We start from the raw sequence: 16,920 nt of genomic DNA on the forward strand, positions 1-16,920 counted from the left end.
CCGGCCTCGCCCTCAGATCGTAAGGCGAGCGGTGAGCCCGCCGTCAACGACCAGCGTCTGGGCAGTGATGTTGCGGGCGCAATCACTCAAGAGGAACGCGGCCGCGTCGGCGATGTCGTCGGGCGCGATGAGGCGCCCGAGGGGGTGGCCGGCGGCGAGGCGCGCGAGTTCGGGCTCCACCTCGGCGCCGCGACCACGGATGGAATTGCGCAGAAGCTCGGTGTCGACGAAGCCGGGGGCGACCGCGTTGACGCGGATGCCGTCTCGGGCATGGTCGAGGGCGAGGGCGCGGGCGAGCCCGGTCATGGCGCTTTTCGCGGTGATATAGGCGGTGCGCTCGGGCACGGCCGTGACGGCCCAGATGGAGGAAATGAGGACGACGCCGGCGCCCGGCGAGCGGCGCAGGGCTTGCAGTGCCGCCTTCACCGCGGCGAAGGCTGCGCGCAGGTTGAGATCGAGGCAGTCGTCCCAGTCGGTGATGGAAAGGCGTTCGGCGCTGCCGACGGTCGGGCGTCCGGCGGCGCAGACGAGGGCGCGTAACGCACCGTCCGCCCCGCCATCGAGAACCGCGCGGGTGATGGCCGCTTCGAGTTCGGCCGGGTCACGAACATCGACGCGATGGGGCGAAATCGCGAGACCCTCATCGGCGGCCCAGCGACGGCAGCTCTCCACGCTCTCGGGCGTGGAACCGCAGACGGCGACGCGATAGCCGTCGCGTGCGAGTCGGGCGGCGATGGCGCGGCCGATGCCTCTCGTGCCGCCGGTCACGTAGGCGAGCGGTGGAGCGGGCGTGATGCTCATTGCGGCCGTGCCTCCTCCAACGAGGTGTCGTCCGTTTCGAGGTAGAGGTCGACGATCTGGCGGATGTGCGCGCGAATGGCAGCCTCGGCGAGCAAGGCATCGCGCTTGCGGATCGCCTGGAGAATGAAATTATGGCCCTCGAAGGCTTCTGTCGTGGAGTGCGGCTTGCCCCAGTAGCGGGCATTTATGACGAGCACCTTGTCGTGGAGGGCGTGGAGCTGGTCGCGGATCATCGGATTGCCGCAGAGGTCGGCGAGGGAGCGGTGAAAGAGGTTCGCATACTCGTTGAAGCTGGCGTAGTCGTGCTCGATGTCGAAGCCGGCATAGGCTTCGAGTTGCTCGGCGATTTCGTCGAGGTCGCTGTCGCTGGCGCGCTCGACACACAGCGTCACGGCCATGCGTTCGAGCGCCTCGCGTAGCTGGTAGAGGTGACGGACCTCGTCGGACGTGAAGGCCTTGACCGCGAGTTGGCGCCCCTGCTTCTCGATGAAACCTTCCTGATGCAGGCGCGTCAGGGCTTCGCGCAGCGGTGTGCGACTGGCGTTGAGTTCCTCGCTGAGAGCGATTTCGCTGAGGATGGTTCCCGGCACGAGCCGCTGGGCGGCGATGTCGCGGCGCAGTTCGTGATAAATGCGCTGGCTCTGAAGTGGCACGCCCCGGTCACCTGGCACGAGGGTGGCGGACCGCGCAGGGCGGACGGGCTTTCGGCCCGCGACTTTGCGCTTTCCTGTCGATGCACGCCTCGTTGGCTGGCTCATCGGACTACCCCTTGTTGCTCGTCCTCTCCTCGACGCGGCGCGCCACGTCGCGCCAGCGATAACATGATACGTCGTGGTCCGGGGAAACGGTTTCGCCATCCGGGTGTCGCACGGCGCATTCCTCGGCCCGAAGTGGGCAGCGTTTGGCGAACCGGCAGCCGCGCCGGTCGTCCGTCGTCGGGTTGAAGGCCTCCTGGGCGATCGAGCCGTTCTGGTCGATGGCGAGGCTGGTGTCGACGGTCGACAGGAGCGCGACGGTGTAGGGGTGGCGCGGCGCGGTGAAGAGCTGCTCGGTGGGCGCGATCTCGACCAGCTTACCGAAATACATGACACCGATGCGCGTGCAGAGATAGCGCGCGACGTGCAGGTCGTGGGTGATGAAAATCATCGTCATGCCAGAACGTGTCTGGATATCCTTGAAAAGGTTCAAGATCTGAGCGCGGACCGAAACATCGAGCTTGGAGACCGCCTCGTCGGCGATCATCAAGGCCGGTTCGAGCGCGAGGGCGCGGCCGATCGCGACGCGCTGGAGCTGTCCGCCGGAGAGTTCGTGTGGGTAGCGGTCGCGAAAGACCGGCGAGAGGCCGACCCGCGTCAGGATGCGGTCGACGGCGGCATCGAGTTCGGACGTCGGCGCGACATGATGCAGGCGAAGCGGTGTCGCGATGGTCTCGCGGACGCGGTGGCGGGGGTTGAGCGACGAAAGCGGGTCCTGGAAGACGGTCTGGATACGGCGGCGCAGGGGTCTGAGTTCGCCCTGGGAGAGGTGCGAAATGTCGCGGCCCTCGAAAACGATCCGACCGGCGCTCGGGTCGACGAGCCGCAGGACGGCTTTGCCGAGGGTGGTTTTTCCGCTCCCCGATTCGCCAACGAGGCCGAGGATCTCGCCCGGGCGGACGGTGAGCGAGACGTCGTCGACGGCGGTCAGATGGCTCGGGCCGCGCGACAGCAGCTGGTCGATGCCGCGACGCGTGCGAAACCGCACCGAGAGGTTTTCGATCGATAGGAGCGGCGTCCGGGTGTTCATCGGGGGCTCCCGGATTTCACGCAGCGAACCTCGTGGCCGTCGGACGCGGTGAGCAGCCGTTGAGCGTGCTCGCATTCGGGCCCCGCGAGCGGGCAGCGCGCGCGAAAGCGGCAACCGGCCGGCATCGTGCGCCAATTGGGCAGTTCGCCGGGGATTTCGATGAGCCGGGCGACGCGGCGCTGGAGTTCATTCGCTGTGCGCACGAGACCTTGCGTGTATGGGTGGCGTGGCGCCCCCAGGATCTCGGCGGCGCTGCCACGTTCGACGATCTGGCCGGCGTACATGACGGCAATGCGATCGCAGAGGCGCGCGGCGACGGTCATGTCGTGCGTGATGAACACGAACGAGGCGCGTGTGCTCTCCTTCAGCCCGCGGAACAGCTCGATGATCTGGTGCTCGACGATGTTGTCGAGGTTGGTGGTCGGCTCGTCGGCGACGATGAGGGAGGGCCCGAGGCCGAGGACGAGAGCGATCAGGGCGCGCTGCAACATGCCGCCGCTGAGCTGGTGCGGATAGCTCGAGAGGATTGCCTTTCCGTGCGGAATGCCGACGGTCGCGAGGAGTTCGATCGCCGCTTCCCGCCAATTGGCAGGAAGGGAGGCATTCCGGCCGACGGCGGCGCGGGCCGCAACCTGCTGGAAGTGCCAACCGATCGACTTGACCGGATTGAAGGAGCCGACCGGATCCTGGAAAATCATGGCGATGCGGGTGCCTCGCAGCGCCCGGAATTCGCCATCCGTGAGCGACCTCGTTTCACGTCCATCGAAGAGGATCGAGTCTGCCTCAACGTTCGCATGGCGCGGCAGGAGGCGCAGAAGAGAGAGGAATGTCACGGTCTTTCCGGAACCGGACTCCCCGATGATACCGAGCACCTCGCTCTTGCGCACGTCGAGATCGATGCCCTCGACGACTGGTACGGTGGCGCCGTGGAGGGCAAAGCCGGCGCGCAGGTTGCGGACCTCGAGCAGGTTGGCCATGGCTACTCCGTTCGCCGGCGCAAGCGGGGATCGACCATGTCGCGCACTCCGTCGCCGAGAAGATTGAGACCGAGGAGGGCAAAGCAGATGCCGAGCCCGGAGAGCGTCAGAACCCAGGGGGCGCGGCGGAAATACTCCTGGCCGTCCGCCATGATGACGCCGAGGGAGGGTGTCGGCGGTTGAACGCCGAGGCCGAGGAAGCTCAGGCCCGCCTCGATGATGATCCCGAAGGCGAGGCTGATGCTGGCCTGGACCATGAGTGGAGCGGCGATATTGGGCAGGATTTCGCGAGCCAGCAGGCGCGGCACCGGCTGGCCCATGACGCGGGCGGCCTGCACATAGGCCTCCTCGCGTACCGACAGGGTGAGGTTGTGGGCGAGGCGAGCGAAGATCGGTACGTAGACGAGGGCGATGGCGATCGAAACGTTCACGACGCCGAAGCCGATCACGACCATGAGGAAGAGCGCGAGCACGAACGCGGGAAACGAAAAGAGAAGATCCATGATGCGCATGACGACGAGGTCGTAAAGCCCGCCCGCATAAGCCGCCGTCATGCCGATCGCGGTGCCGATGAGGAGGGCGGCCGCGACGCCGGCGCCGCTGATGAGGAGGGAAACGCGGGCCCCGTAGAGAACGCGGGTGAACACGTCGCGTCCGAGGGAGTCGGTTCCGAACGGATGGGCGAGGCTCGGCGGCTGGAAGACGGTGGTGAACGACATCGCGGTCGGCGAGTATGGCATCAGCATCGCCCCGACGGTGATCAGCGCCAGCACCAGCAGCGTGATGACGGCTCCGGTCATCGCCGTAAAGCTCGATCGGAATTCATTCCACATGAGTCGATTCCATCTCCGGTCCCGACCGTTGCGGGTACCTGGCGCGGCGCAACGCCTCGCGCATAGTCCGATAAGCGGATGGGGCCCTCATTTCACCCTCTTGGGGTCGAGCGCCGCGCAGATGAGGTCAACAGCGAGATTCACCGCGAGCACGATGGCGAGGAAGATCACCGTGCAGGCCTGGACCACGGGATAGTCGCGGGCAAAGGCCGCGTCCACCATCAGGGATCCGACGCCGGGAACACCGAAGACCCTTTCGACGACCACCACGCCGCCGAGAAGGTAGCGGATCTGCAACCCGATGATCACGAGATAGGGAATCACGGAATTGCGGAAGACGTAGTTGCGGAAGATGAAACCCTCCTCGAAGCCGAACGAGCGGGCGACGGTGACGTGGTCGCGGCTGGTGTTCTCGAGAAGCGCAGTGCGCAGCGTGCGCGAGAAGACCGCGGCCATCGGCGCGGCTATCGCGAGGGCGGGGAGCAATCCTGTCACCAAGGCGCCATGGAGGGAAACGAACGGGCTCGTGAAGCCGTAGGACGGCAACCAACCGAGGTTGAGAGCGAAGAAGAGGATGAGGACGTAGCCCAGCCAGAAGTCCGGCATGGATACGCCGAGCGCGGCGATGGAGGTTGCGATGGTATCGACGGCCCGCCCCCGATTGAGGGCGGCGAGCGAGCCGATGAGGAGCGAAAGCGCGACCGCGAAGAAGACGGCATAGAGGCCGACGAAGATGGTGTTCGGCAGCCGAGCGAGGAGCAGGTCGGAAATCGAAATGCCGCCGGCGATCGTGAGTGAATTTCCGAAATCTCCGGAGACGATCCCTCCGAGCCAGGAAAGGAACTGTTCCGCGACGGGTGCGTCGAGGTTGCGGTCCGCGCGGAACTTGGCGACAGCTTCGGGCGTCGCCGACTCCCCGAGAGCCGCGAGCGCCGGATCGCCGGGTGCGGCCTGCATGACGAGGAACACGGCGAGCGCGCCGACGAACATCGTGGCGATGGCGCCGAGGACGCGTGCCGCAACGAAGCCGAATGCCTTCATCTGCGAACGCCCGCCTCGGAGCGGAGCATTGACCTGGCGGACCGCATGGCTGGTGAACCCGTCCCAAGAAACCTGATGCCGTACGTGCCCGGAAAATGGGGCGCGTGGTGGCCGAGAGGCGGGCGCCGCGCCGTGCACCGGCATGGCGTCCGCCTCCCGGTTCGTGGGGTCAGCAGCTCGTTACAGCCGCGAACTGGCCACCAAATCCGGAATAGGGAAGCTGCACGAAGCCCTCCACCTTGGGTGAAAGGAGATTGTGCACGTTGCTCTCGAAGCATGTCAGCACGGGCACGTCCTCGGCCATCATGTCCTCGATCTTGCGATAAAGCTCTCCGCGGGCGGCCTGGTCGCTTTCGCCGCGGGCCTGCTCGATGAGGGCATCCAGGCTGGCGTTGGAATAGCCGCGGAAGTTGCGCCAACCCTTGGTGTGGAGAATTTCATAGCAATATTCGTCCGGATCGACGAGACCGAGCCAGCCCCAGATGCTGGCCTGGTAGTCGTGGGCCTTGAGGCGCGAGTAGACGGTGTTGGCCTCGGAAACCTCGACGCGAAGCTTGGTGCCGAGGGTCTCGTTCACCTGTGCAACGAATACTTCCGCGAAGCGCTTCCACCAGCCGGCGCCCCAGGTGAGGACGACGGCCTCCGTGCCGGCGCCATATTTCGACTTCGCCAACTCGGCCTTGGCGCGTTCGGCATCGAAGCCGGACGTTGCGCGGGCGCTCGAGGAATGGGCCCAGGAGAGCGCCGCCGGAATGAGACCGTTGGCGACCTGGCCCTCGCCGAACAGAACCACCTGGACCAACGCGTTGCGATCGAACGCGAAGGCGCAGGCGCGCCGGAAATGGACGTCGTCGAACGGGGCAACCCGGTGATTGAGCTCAATGAACCGGGTGTTGAGGCCACCCGACTTCAGGACCTTGACCGCGGCGTTGGTGGAGAGGTTGGGAATGTCGGCGAACGGCGCCGTGCTGGTGAGGTCGATGGTGCCGCCGAGAAGGGCCGTCACGCCGCTCGATTCCTCGGGGATGAGCGGCACTTCGATCTGGCTGGCGGTCGGCTGGCCGGAGATGAAATAGTCGGTGTTGGCGGCAAGCGACACGCTGACGTTCGGCTCGAGCTTGGTCAACTTGTAGGCTCCGGTGCCGATCGGCTGGCGCGCGAAGGCCTCGGCGTCTCCGCCCTCTAGGATGTGTCGCGGAACGATTTGGCTGCCCGTGCGCGTGTTGGTCAGATAGCCGAGCAGCGGCGCGAACGGCGTATTCGTCTCGAACTCCACGGTGTGGCTGTCGATCGCGCGGACCTCCTTGACGGAATCGAACTTACCCTTGTGTGGAGAGCCGAAATCCGGGTTGCGCAACCGATCGATGGTGAATTTGACATCGTCGGCGGTGCAGGGCTTGCCGTCGTGGAACTTCACGCCCTGGCGCAGCTTGAAGCGCCAGACGGTCGGCGAAGTGGCCTCCCAACTCTCGGCGAGGTCGCCGACGAGGTTCATGCCCTCGTCGAATTTCAGGAGCGTGTTGAAGATGCCCCAGATGAGATAGAACTCGGGGATGAGCGAGGCCTTGCCCGGATCGAGCGTGTTCACGACGCTGTAACCGGTGATGCCGGCGCGGAGCGTACCACAGGCGGCCTCGGCGGCCAGCACGCCCACCCAGGGGCTGGCGCTGCCGACGAGAGCGCCGGCGGCGGCACCCTGCAGCAGGCTGCGGCGATTGAGAGCGAAAAGCTTCGAACTCGACATAATAATTCCTCCCGTTTCGTTCCGGCGACAAACATCGAACTCGACGTGGCAGGCCACAGGGCGCAGGCGCCTTGCTGTGCGCCAGTCGCCACCAATCGCATTCTGTATACAACAACTGCCGCCGACGGGGCTGTATGTCAACGGGCTCGAAACGGGAATGGCTGCAATCGTCGAACGCTGTGCGTGTCAGGCCCGGTATCCATGTCGCGGATGCAGAGCTGGAACGGCTTGACGGATCGGGGCATGGTGCTGCTTAGTGTATACAGAACTGCCTGAGCGGGTGGGGATCGAGGGGATGACAGGTCTCCTTGGTGCACGAGCGCCTTTGCCAATCGGGTCGTCGTGCGGGGCGGTCGGGCCAGCAGATCAAGACGGGGACGGGAAATGACCGCTGAATTCCGGGCGCGTGCCGAACTCGCCACACTGGCCGGCCGTGGGTTCGACGTCGCGGTCATCGGGGCCGGAGTGAACGGAGCCAATACCGCACAGACGCTGGCGGCGGAAGGCTACGAGGTCCTGCTCGTCGACAAAGGTGACTTCGCGAACGGCTCCAGCGGGCGCTCGAGCCGGCTGCTGCATTGCGGCCTTCGCTATCTGGCGCCAGGTGCCTCGATGTGGGAGTTCGTGCGTCATCCGAGCCGGCTGGTGACGGCGATCCGAATGGCGCGCAAAGCGATGCAGTGTCGGCGGCAGTTCGTCGAGACGACGCCGGAACGGGCGCGCGCGATCACGTTCTGCTTTCCGTTCTACGAGGACGGCCCCTACCAGGCATGGCAGATCGACATCGCGTTTTCCATTCTCGGTGCGCTCGGTGGGCGCGGCGTGCCGCTCGACTACAAGCGACTCGGCCGACAGGAGGCGATGCGAACGCCGCTGCTCGAGCACCTCAGGGAACCGGACAAGCTCAAGGGTGTGGCCACCTTCTCGGAGTACCAGTTCGACTGGCCGGAGCGTATCGTGGTCGACACGGTGCTGGACGCCGGGAGGCTCGGCGCGACGGTGCGGAATTATACCCCGGTGACGCGGCTTGCGCGGCGGGGCGACGGCTGGAGGCTGACGCTCGCCGACGCCATGGATCGGGCCGCCCCGGAGATCGAGGTCGAGGCCCGCGCGGTGGTCAATATGGCGGGAATCTGGATCGACGAGGTCGGCCGCTCGATCGAGGGGGCCGCGCCGAAGCGGCGGATCACGGGCACGAAGGGGGCGCACATCGTCGTCAGGCTGCCGCCTGAATGCCGAGGGCGCGGTATCGTCACGCTCAACCGGCTGGCCGAACCCTTCTACTGCATCCCCTGGAACGATCTGCACTATTTCGGTCCGACGGAGACGCTCTACGAGGGAGACATCGAGGATATCTATCCGACCGAGGAGGATTTCGCGTTCCTGCTGGCGGAAGCCAACCATCTGCTGCCCTCGCTCGAGCTGACGCGAGGCGACGTGCTCTATGGATGGGCCGGTGTTCGGCCGCTGACGTACGATACGGCTCTGCCGAAGGGGGCGCGGTCGCGCGAGGTCCATGACTATGCGGGCGAGGGGCTCGGCGGCATGCTGGCGATGACGGCGGGGCCGGTGATGACACACCGCTCGGCCGGCGGTGAGGTGCTCGGAAGGCTGGAGCGCCGGGTGCGGCCCGGGCGAGGAAAGTCGGCTGTGTCCTACAGGGTTCCGCCACGCCGTGACGCGGAAAACTCTCCGCGCCTGCTCAATCACGGACCGGACGTGCGGCTCGACGACATCCGGCGCGGCGTGCGCGAGGAGTATGCCTGCACGCTCACGGACGTCATGGTGCGGCGCACGGGGGCGGCATGGTCGCAGACCATGGGTCGGGAGGGAGCGCTCGTCGCGGCCCAGGTGATGGGCGAGGAGCTCGGTTGGAGCGATGGGCGTATCGCGAACGAGGCAGAGGAATACATCCGCTTCCTGGAGCACCAGTTCCGGCTACCGCCGTCCGGTCGGGCGGATCGGCGCGCGGACGGATGACATTCGAGGCGGGCCGAGGGACGACGCAGGAGATCGAAGATGGAAGAGTCGCGGAGAGCGGGAACACGGCCGGCAGGGAGTGATCCGCTTCTGACGCCATTGCGCATCCGTCACCTCGAATTGCGAAACCGGGTGATGAGCACGAGCCACGCCTGCGGACTGCACGACGCGGGTATGCCCGGCGAGCGATACCAGAGCTATCACGAGGAGAAAGCGCGCGGCGGGATCGGGCTCACCATGTTCGGTGGCTCATCGAACGTCGCGCCCGACAGCCCCAATATCTTCCAGCAGCTCAACGTCGGCGTCGATGCGGTCATTCCGCATCTGCAGCGCTTTTCCGAGCGTGTCCACAAGCACGGCGCGGCCTTGATGTGCCAGATCACGCACCTCGGCCGGCGCGGGGAATCCTATGCCGGCGACTGGCTGCCGACGATTGCACCATCGCCGATCCGCGAGACGCTGCATCGCTCCTTTCCCAAGGAGATGGACGAGCACGATATCGAGCGCGTGGTGGCGGCCTATGCGGCGGCGGCGGTGCGCTGCAAGGAGGGCGGGCTCGACGGCATCGAGACGCTGACGGGGGGGCACCTCATCGGTCAATTCCTCTCGCCGATGACGAACAAGCGGAGCGACCGCTTCGGGGGCTCGCTCGAGAACCGCTGCCGCTTCGGGCTGATGGTCTACGAGCGCATTCGCAAGGCGGTCGGGGACGATTTCCTCGTCGGCATGCGGTTCGTCGTGGACGAGGGCGTCGGCGGTGGCCTCGATGGAGAGGAATGCCTGCGGATCGCGACGATCTTCCAGGAGAGCGGACTCGTCGACTTCTTCAATGCCATCTATGGCCGAATGGATACCGAGCGCGGGCTAGCGCGCGACAACATGCCGGGGATGGATTCTCCGATCGCCCCGTGGGTGAGACCGGTCGGAGAGTTCAAGCGGCATGTCAAGCTACCCGTCTTTCACGCCGCGCGGATCGCGGATGTCGCCTCGGCGCGTTATGCGATCGCGGAGGGGTTGCTCGACATGGTCGGTATGACGCGGGCGCAGATCGCCGATCCGCACCTCGTCAACAAGCTTGCATCGGGACGCGAGGAGCAGATCCGCCCTTGTGTCGGAGCGACCCACTGCATGTCGCAATACCGTCCCTCCTGCCTGCACAACGCGGCGACCGGGCGCGAGACGACGCTCTCGCATACCATTTCCCGTTCGCCACGCGCTGGTCGCAAGGTGGTGGTGGTCGGTGGCGGTCCGGCCGGGTTGGAGGCGGCGCGGGTCGCGGCCGAACGTGGCCATGGTGTCGTTCTTCTCGAGGCGGCGCCTGCCCTCGGTGGCCAGGTGCGCATCGGGGCACAGGGACCTTGGCGTCAGGATCTCATCGGCATCGTCGATTGGCGCCGGGCGGAGCTCGAGAGGCTGGGCGTCGAGGTCAGGCTCGACACCTATGCCTCTCGCTCCGACGTGCTCGCGCTTCGCCCCGATGTCGTCGTGGTCGCGACCGGCGGCGTGCCGGACCTGGAGTGGCTCGAGGGCATGGAGCATTGCGTGTCGGCCTGGGATCTCCTCACGGGCCAGGCGCTCGCGGCGAACAATGTGCTGGTCTACGACGGCACGGGGCGGCATCCGGCGCCGCATGCGGCGGCGCGGGCGGCGCAAGCGGGCAGCACGGTGTCGCTGGTGACGCTCGATTCCTCGCTGGCGCTGGAACTCACCTATGCCGAGCGGGTCGCCTGGAAGGACCACTGCTACAAGGCGGGGATCGCCGTCGTGCCCGACCACCGGCTGGTCAAGGTGGAAAAATCCGGCAATCGGCTGATCGCCCATCTCGAAAACCTGGTGACGCAGGATGAGCGGGTTCTCGAGGTCGATCAGGTCGTGGTCGAGCATGGCACGCGGCCGGTGGACGAACTCTATGGCGAGCTGCGTGCGGACTCGGTCAATGACGGAGTGACGGACATCGCGGCGCTCCTTGCCGTCGAGCCGCAACCGCGCAACTACCGGCCGGACGCCGCGTTCGAACTCTACCGCGTCGGTGATGCGGTCTCGAGCCGCAACATCCACGCGGCCGTCTACGATTCTCTCCGGCTCTGCTCGACCTTCTGAGGGGGCGTCCGCTTGGGGCGAGGCGAGGAGCGGGCCGGCTGACGAAATGCCGGCTGGTGCAACTCAAGCGCTGGCGAGTGCCCGCGCCGCGGCTTCGACCGCCTCCTCGGTCAGGGCGAAGTCCTCTTCGCCGAGCGCGAGGCTCGGATAGACCTTGCCTGGTGCCTTCAGGATGCAGCCGGAGCGCAATACGGCATTGAAGCGGGCGGCAAGACCTGCGTCGGCGGTGATGGCGTCGCGGTAGTTGCGCACCTCGCGGGCGGTGAAAAGCACATCGAAGAGGGCCGGATGTCCGACGATGTGGTGGGCGATGCCGGCGCGTGCGAGGTGGCGGGTGAACATCTCCATGATGCGACGGCCGTTGGCGTGGAGCTGCTCGTAGGTGCCAGGGCGCCGCAGAATCTCGAGCGTTTTCAAACCCGCGACAGCGGCCACCGGATTTCCCGAGAGGGTGCCCAGCATCATGAGCCAACGGTCGGCCCCGACGGCGTTCTTGTCGAAATGGCGCATGATGTCCCTGCGCCCGGCGACGGCGGCGATCGGAAAGCCGCCGCCGATCACCTTGCCGAGGGTGCAAACGTCGGGCGTCACGCCATATTCTTCCTGGGCGCCACCGTAGGCGAAGCGAAAGCCTGTGACGACCTCGTCGAAGATCAGGACGATGCCGTGCCGGTCGCAGAGCGCGCGCAGTGCGGATAGAAATCCCGGCACGGGCGGAATGATGCGTTGGAGCGGTTCGACGATGATCGCGGCGACCTCGTCGCCGTGCTCGGCAAGGAGGCTTTCGAGGAAGTCGGCGTCGTTGAACGGAGCGATCAGCATGCCGTCGCGGACGCATTCCTGGATGCCTGCGCTGTCGGGGATGGCCTGCGGATAGTTGACGAGCCGGGTCGGAGCCAGCGACATCTGCGCCTCCGGCCCCATGCCGTGGTATCCGCCCTCGAACTTGACGATCCGTTCGCGGCCCGTGAAGGCGCGGGCAAGGCGAATGGCATACATATCCGCCTCGCTCCCGGTAGCGAGGAAGCGGACCTGCTCGGCACAGGGAACGGCGCGGCAGATCTCCTCGGCGAGTTCGAGGCCGGCGGCGTTGTTGGCAAAGAACGTCATGCCCTTCGGCAACTGCTCGGCGACCGCCTCCAGAACCTCGGGGTGGCCATGGCCGAGGAGCATCGGTCCGGAGCCGATCAGGAAATCGACGTACTCACGGCCGTCCTCGTCCCAGACCCGCGAGCCGCGACCACTGCGGATGAAAACCGAATGGTCGAAATTGCCGAAGCCGCCGGCCGGCATCACTTCGCGTGCCCGCGCGGCGAGTTCGATCGATCTCGTGTTCTCGCTCATCCTGACGGCCTTTCTCGTTTCGTCGGACCTTCGGCGCCGGTGAACGGCCGACCGCCAGCCCCCGGCCAGGCATCAAGCCACGGCGGCGCCGACCTGTCGATGGGGAACGGCGCCGGCCGATCCGCCGGGAACAAGCTCCCGACCCGTCAAACATCGGGCATGGCGATGCCGGCCGCGGCGGTCGCGGCCTGGACGGTGTTGCGCAGGAGGCAGGCGATGGTCATCGGTCCGACGCCTCCCGGAACCGGTGTGATCGCACCGGCCACCTTGGCGGCCTCGTCGTATGCGACGTCGCCGACGAGGCGGCTCTTGCCGTCGGCGCCGTCGATGCGATTGATCCCGACGTCGATGACCGTGGCGCCGGGCTTGATCCAGTTGCCGCGCACCATCTCGGCGCGTCCGACGGCCGCGACCACGAGGTCGCCGCGACGCGTGACGGCGGGCAGGTCGCGGGTCCGCGAGTGGGCGATCGTGACGGTGCAGTTCTCCTGAAGAAGGAGCTGGGCGACCGGTTTGCCGACGATGTTCGAGCGGCCGATCACCACGGCTTCGAGGCCTGAGAGGTTGCCGAGCGTCTGTTTCGCGAGGATCACACAGCCGAGCGGCGTGCAGGGCACCAGCGCGGCTTCGCCCGTCGCGAGCCGGCCGGCATTGACCGGGTGGAAGCCGTCGACGTCCTTGGCAGGCTCGATGGCGTTCAGAACCTTGGTCGAATCGATGTGCTTGGGCAACGGCAACTGCACCAGGATGCCGTGGACATCGGGGTCGGCGTTGAGACGGGCGACGAGGGCGAGCACGTCGGCTTCGGGTGTCGATGCGTCCAGCTTGTGCTCGAAGGAGGCCATGCCGCAGGCCACCGTCTGGCGCGCCTTGTTGCGCACGTAGACCTGGCTTGCCGGGTCCTCGCCGACGAGCACCACCGCAAGGCCCGGCTGCAGCCCATGCGCCGCGCGTAGACCCGCAACCGCCTTGCCGATCCGCTCGCGCAAGCCTTCCGCCACCGCCTTGCCGTCGATGATGCGTGTTTCAGTCGCCATTGTCCCGTCCCTCGTTTCCCGTTTCAAGCAGGCCGGCCAATCGGACCAGCAGTTCTCCGGGTGCGCCTCTAACGGCAACCCGCTTGGTACGTGCTCGCCCGCCGGCGATGACCGCGACCGAAGTGCGCGCGAGCCCGAGCCAATCCGCCAGGAGGCGCTCCAGCGCGGCATTCGCCTTGCCGTCCTCCGGCACGGCGCGAACGCGCGCCTCGATTCGCGGCCCATCGGGGCCATCCCTCACGCCGACGATCGTGTCGCGTGCCGCCCTCGGTGTGAGGCGGACCGCGAGGACCAGGCCGTCGGGCGATGTTTCGGCCGGGATCAGCCGATGCCCCTCAGCGAGGGCAACGCCACGGTCGCCAGGAAATTCTGCGCGATCCAGATCAGGATCAGCACGACGACGGGCGAGAGGTCGAATGCTCCGGTGTCGGGCATGAAGCGTCGGACGCGCCGAAAGACCGGCTCGGTGACCGCACGCAGGGCCTGATTGAGGCTGCGGACGAACGAATTGTAGGAGTTGATGACGTTGAAATTGATGAGGAGCTGGAGGATGACCGCCGCCAGCACGATCCAGGAATAGAGGCTCAGAAGATAGATCAGCGTCGTGACGATGAAGACCAGAAGATTGTCCATTCCCGCTCCGCCGTCCATCTCGCCGGCCGCCTGCCCGGACGAGGTGCCCGGAGCCCGGTTCACCCCATGCCGCTCGAGCGATGCCGACGCCTCGAGGCTCCCGCCCCACCCGTCGACCGGTGACGATTGCCCCGGTGATCGTCCGCAACGTGCGCCGAAATCCGCGTTTCGCCGCCTCTCTGTCGCCCCTCATAGCCCCCAGGATGGCAGTGGGCAAGTCGTCGGGCGAGCAGCCCCCGAGCAATGCCGCGGGGCTTCACAAGGGGCGACGGACGCGCTAGATGGTGCGGTCTGACCGGAGGGGCTGTAGCTCAGTTGGGAGAGCGCGTCGTTCGCAATGACGAGGTCAGGGGTTCGATTCCCCTCAGCTCCACCAGCGTTTGGTTTTGAACGACGGTCCTGCCAGCCTGCTTCCGACGAGATCGAACCCCTGATTTGTTCGCTTTGCCACACTTCGCAGGCTCGTGTGGCGTGGTTCGATTCCCCTCAGAAATAAACCGCAATCGACGGGCGGTCCTGCGACGTATCCCGCAGCACCGAGTCGATCTCACTGCGGTCGAGAGCGATGTCCTTCAGCATGTGGTCATCGAGGGCCATGAGCTGAGCCTTGGCGGCACGGCGTTCGCGATGAGCTCTGTATGCGTGCCACAGCCGCAGTACGCCGCGCCCCAGGTCGCTGGCGCACTGGCTCATTTGGTTTGGGATGTCCTTCAGGTGCGGGCTGGCAGCTTCACTCTTCATAAACAATGCTTTGTTCATCGTCGTGTTCCTCGATTGGTATTTCTCCGATTTCGGCAGAGGTCGTTCGGTGAGGAGGCCGCCCGCTCGAGGCCGAGCCGGCGGCGCTCGTCCATTGGTTGTGCTTGATCAGGCCGAAGCTCGTTGAATGACGACCGGCACAGGCCGGCAGACGGTGTTGCAGACGGGTGAATGCTGCTGGGCATAGGCCAGCAGGGCGTCGAGCTCCTCGTCGGAGCAATCGGCCTTCACCTTCATCTTGATGTCGATCTGCTCGTAGCCGGCAGGGACGCTGTCATCGAGGCCGAGGAGGCCTTGAAGGTCGATGTTCCCCTTGAGCTCAGTCGACAGCTCCTTGATCGTGATGCCGCGTGCCATGGCATGAAGAACGAAGGTCGTCGTCACGCATCCTGCCAATGCATGCAGCAGGAATTCGACGGGATTGGCGCCCTCGTTGTTGCCGAGCAGAACCGGTGGCTCGCCGTTGGTGAACTCGACCGCCGCCGTGCGCGACGAGTCCTCCTGGCCCGCGCCATAGAAGTCCCGGATCGTAGAGCGGTTCTCGCCGCCGTTGATCCAGGTGTTGCGCGCCCGAAACTGGAACTTGGCAAGGCTCTTGTCGGCTTTCAGAGCGGCGATCGTATCGACAGCGGCCTGAACATTCAGTCCGTTGACGTAGGTCGCTTCCTCGGCGACAGCAAGCTGAGCGGTCATTGTCGTTCTCCTTCCGTTGGGTTTGCGATCTGCCGGCTTCAGCGGGTTGCTAGGGTGCGCCGGCGAGGCACAAACTACGGGTGGAGGAGCCGCAGCATCAGAGTGGGTTTTGCCAAAAACGATCCGTTCGTGCCAACATCGGTTTCGCCATGAACATTCGCGCCCCATCGCCCATCGACGCCGTTATCCTGGCCCTGCCCGAGACAGCCGGCTCGGCGCTCTACGGCATGGTGGACGTCTTGGCGGCAACAGGGACGCTCTGGCGGGAACTGGTCGGCGACGATCCGGGCCATCGCCTTATAGATCCCCGCATTGTTGCGCCGAAGAAGCGCTCATTCCGGTGCGGTAACGGTATTCCCGTGAGCCCCGACCTCAGCCTCGAGGAGACGAAGCGCCCCGAGATCGTGATCTTGCCGGAGCTGTGGCTTGCTCCGACCGACGACATGGGCGATCGCTACCCGGAGGTAAAAGACTGGATACGGCGCTGCTATCGCCAAGGCAGCACGATCTACACGGCCTGCTCCGGCTCGATTCTGCTCGCCTCCACAGGGCTCCTCGACGGGCGCGAGGCCACCTCGCATTGGGGTTATCAGGATCTCTTCCGCACATGCTTTCCCGCCGTTCGCTTTAACCCCGAGCCCAACCTCGTCATCGCGGATGCGGCCGGCCGGATCGTGACGGCCGGCGGTACGACCTCATGGCACGATCTCGCGCTCCATATCATCGCCAGACATTGCAGTCCGGGAGAGGCGCTGCGGATCGCAAAAGTCTATCTGCTCAAATGGCATGGCGAGGGACAGCTGCCGTTCGCCAGCCTCGTGCGTCGCCAGCCCCACGCCGACTCCGTCGTGCGCCAGGCTAAGTCCTGGCTTGGCGAGCATTTTCGCGAAGCGCACGCCGTCGCAGCCGTCGTCGAGGCGTGTGGCATCCCAGAGCGCAGCCTGAAGCGCCGGTTCAAGGCAGCCACGGGCACGACGTTGATGGCGTATGCCCAGAACCTGCGCATCGAAGAGGCGAAGCGCCTGCTCGAGAACGGCGACCTCTCGGCGGACGAGATCGCGGCGACAGTCGGATACGAGAATCCGGCCTTCTTCCGACGCCTGTTCAAGCGTTCTACCGGGCTGACACCAGGCGCGTATCGTCGGATGTTCAAACCGATGACCGAATCCGCAATAGCTGCGGCAACGTCATAG

At 66.0% G+C, this 16,920-nt stretch carries 16 protein-coding genes and 1 tRNA gene; 4 read left to right on the forward strand and 13 right to left on the reverse strand.

Going from position 1 to position 16,920, the window contains the following annotated elements; genetic code table 11:
- Positions 1–12: 12 nt before the first annotated feature.
- From GC150_17835 to GC150_17865, 7 genes are all read right to left on the reverse strand, one after another.
- On the reverse strand, positions 13–801 hold the full coding sequence (locus GC150_17835; protein ID MBI1386768.1) for an SDR family oxidoreductase: 789 nt from the start codon (positions 799–801) through the stop codon (positions 13–15).
- Entirely contained in the window at positions 798–1,658 is an 861-nt protein-coding gene (locus GC150_17840; protein MBI1386769.1) for an FCD domain-containing protein, read from the reverse strand. The genes GC150_17835 and GC150_17840 overlap by 4 nt, the downstream gene beginning before the upstream one ends.
- The gene (locus tag GC150_17845; protein MBI1386770.1) at positions 1,564–2,586 is read right to left on the reverse strand and encodes an ATP-binding cassette domain-containing protein; all 1,023 of its coding nucleotides are present in this window, start codon (positions 2,584–2,586) and stop codon (positions 1,564–1,566) included. Before GC150_17845 ends, GC150_17840 begins: the two co-directional genes overlap by 95 nt.
- The gene (locus GC150_17850) at positions 2,583–3,563 is read right to left on the reverse strand and encodes an ATP-binding cassette domain-containing protein (protein ID MBI1386771.1); all 981 of its coding nucleotides are present in this window, start codon (positions 3,561–3,563) and stop codon (positions 2,583–2,585) included. Before GC150_17850 ends, GC150_17845 begins: the two co-directional genes overlap by 4 nt.
- Before the next feature lie 2 nt (positions 3,564–3,565).
- Entirely contained in the window at positions 3,566–4,396 is an 831-nt protein-coding gene (locus GC150_17855; protein MBI1386772.1) for an ABC transporter permease subunit, read from the reverse strand.
- Between the two features lie 87 nt (positions 4,397–4,483).
- Complete coding sequence (locus GC150_17860) at positions 4,484–5,581, reverse strand: ABC transporter permease subunit (GenBank protein MBI1386773.1); 1,098 nt, start codon at positions 5,579–5,581, stop codon at positions 4,484–4,486.
- 25 nt (positions 5,582–5,606) lie between these two features.
- Positions 5,607–7,181, reverse strand: coding sequence for a hypothetical protein (locus GC150_17865; protein MBI1386774.1), 1,575 nt, complete (start codon positions 7,179–7,181; stop codon positions 5,607–5,609).
- A gap of 384 nt (positions 7,182–7,565) precedes the next feature.
- Here GC150_17865 and GC150_17870 point away from each other — a divergent pair, with 384 nt between their 5' ends.
- Both GC150_17870 and GC150_17875 read left to right on the forward strand, forming a co-directional pair.
- The gene (locus GC150_17870) at positions 7,566–9,161 is read left to right on the forward strand and encodes an FAD-dependent oxidoreductase (protein ID MBI1386775.1); all 1,596 of its coding nucleotides are present in this window, start codon (positions 7,566–7,568) and stop codon (positions 9,159–9,161) included.
- Positions 9,162–9,200: 39 nt separating this feature from the next.
- Positions 9,201–11,261, forward strand: coding sequence for an FAD-dependent oxidoreductase (locus tag GC150_17875; protein ID MBI1386776.1), 2,061 nt, complete (start codon positions 9,201–9,203; stop codon positions 11,259–11,261).
- Positions 11,262–11,324: 63 nt separating this feature from the next.
- Here GC150_17875 and GC150_17880 read toward each other — a convergent pair whose 3' ends face one another.
- The 4 genes from GC150_17880 to GC150_17895 form a co-directional block, all read right to left on the reverse strand.
- Positions 11,325–12,605, reverse strand: coding sequence for an aminotransferase class III-fold pyridoxal phosphate-dependent enzyme (locus tag GC150_17880; protein ID MBI1386777.1), 1,281 nt, complete (start codon positions 12,603–12,605; stop codon positions 11,325–11,327).
- A gap of 146 nt (positions 12,606–12,751) precedes the next feature.
- Positions 12,752–13,642, reverse strand: coding sequence for a bifunctional methylenetetrahydrofolate dehydrogenase/methenyltetrahydrofolate cyclohydrolase FolD (gene folD / locus GC150_17885; GenBank protein MBI1386778.1), 891 nt, complete (start codon positions 13,640–13,642; stop codon positions 12,752–12,754).
- A complete protein-coding gene (locus GC150_17890; protein MBI1386779.1) occupies positions 13,632–13,967 on the reverse strand; it encodes a hypothetical protein in 336 nt (111 codons plus the stop codon). The genes folD and GC150_17890 overlap by 11 nt, the downstream gene beginning before the upstream one ends.
- A complete protein-coding gene (locus GC150_17895; GenBank protein MBI1386780.1) occupies positions 13,964–14,338 on the reverse strand; it encodes a YggT family protein in 375 nt (124 codons plus the stop codon). The genes GC150_17890 and GC150_17895 overlap by 4 nt, the downstream gene beginning before the upstream one ends.
- 237 nt (positions 14,339–14,575) lie before the next feature.
- Between GC150_17895 and GC150_17900 the strand changes: the two genes are divergently transcribed.
- Positions 14,576–14,651, forward strand: a tRNA-Ala gene (locus tag GC150_17900).
- Between the two features lie 110 nt (positions 14,652–14,761).
- Here the strand turns inward: GC150_17900 and GC150_17905 are convergent.
- Entirely contained in the window at positions 14,762–14,968 is a 207-nt protein-coding gene (locus GC150_17905; GenBank protein ID MBI1386781.1) for a DUF1127 domain-containing protein, read from the reverse strand.
- Positions 14,969–15,142: 174 nt separating this feature from the next.
- Positions 15,143–15,727, reverse strand: coding sequence for an OsmC family peroxiredoxin (locus tag GC150_17910; protein MBI1386782.1), 585 nt, complete (start codon positions 15,725–15,727; stop codon positions 15,143–15,145).
- 149 nt (positions 15,728–15,876) lie between these two features.
- On the opposite strand from GC150_17910, the gene GC150_17915 reads away from it, so the two are divergent.
- Positions 15,877–16,920: a helix-turn-helix domain-containing protein gene (locus tag GC150_17915; protein MBI1386783.1), complete on the forward strand. Its 1,044-nt coding sequence runs from the start codon at positions 15,877–15,879 to the stop codon at positions 16,918–16,920.

The organism is Hyphomicrobiales bacterium (assembly GCA_016125495.1).
In the GTDB taxonomy this organism is placed as follows: Bacteria; Pseudomonadota; Alphaproteobacteria; order Rhizobiales; family RI-29; genus RI-29.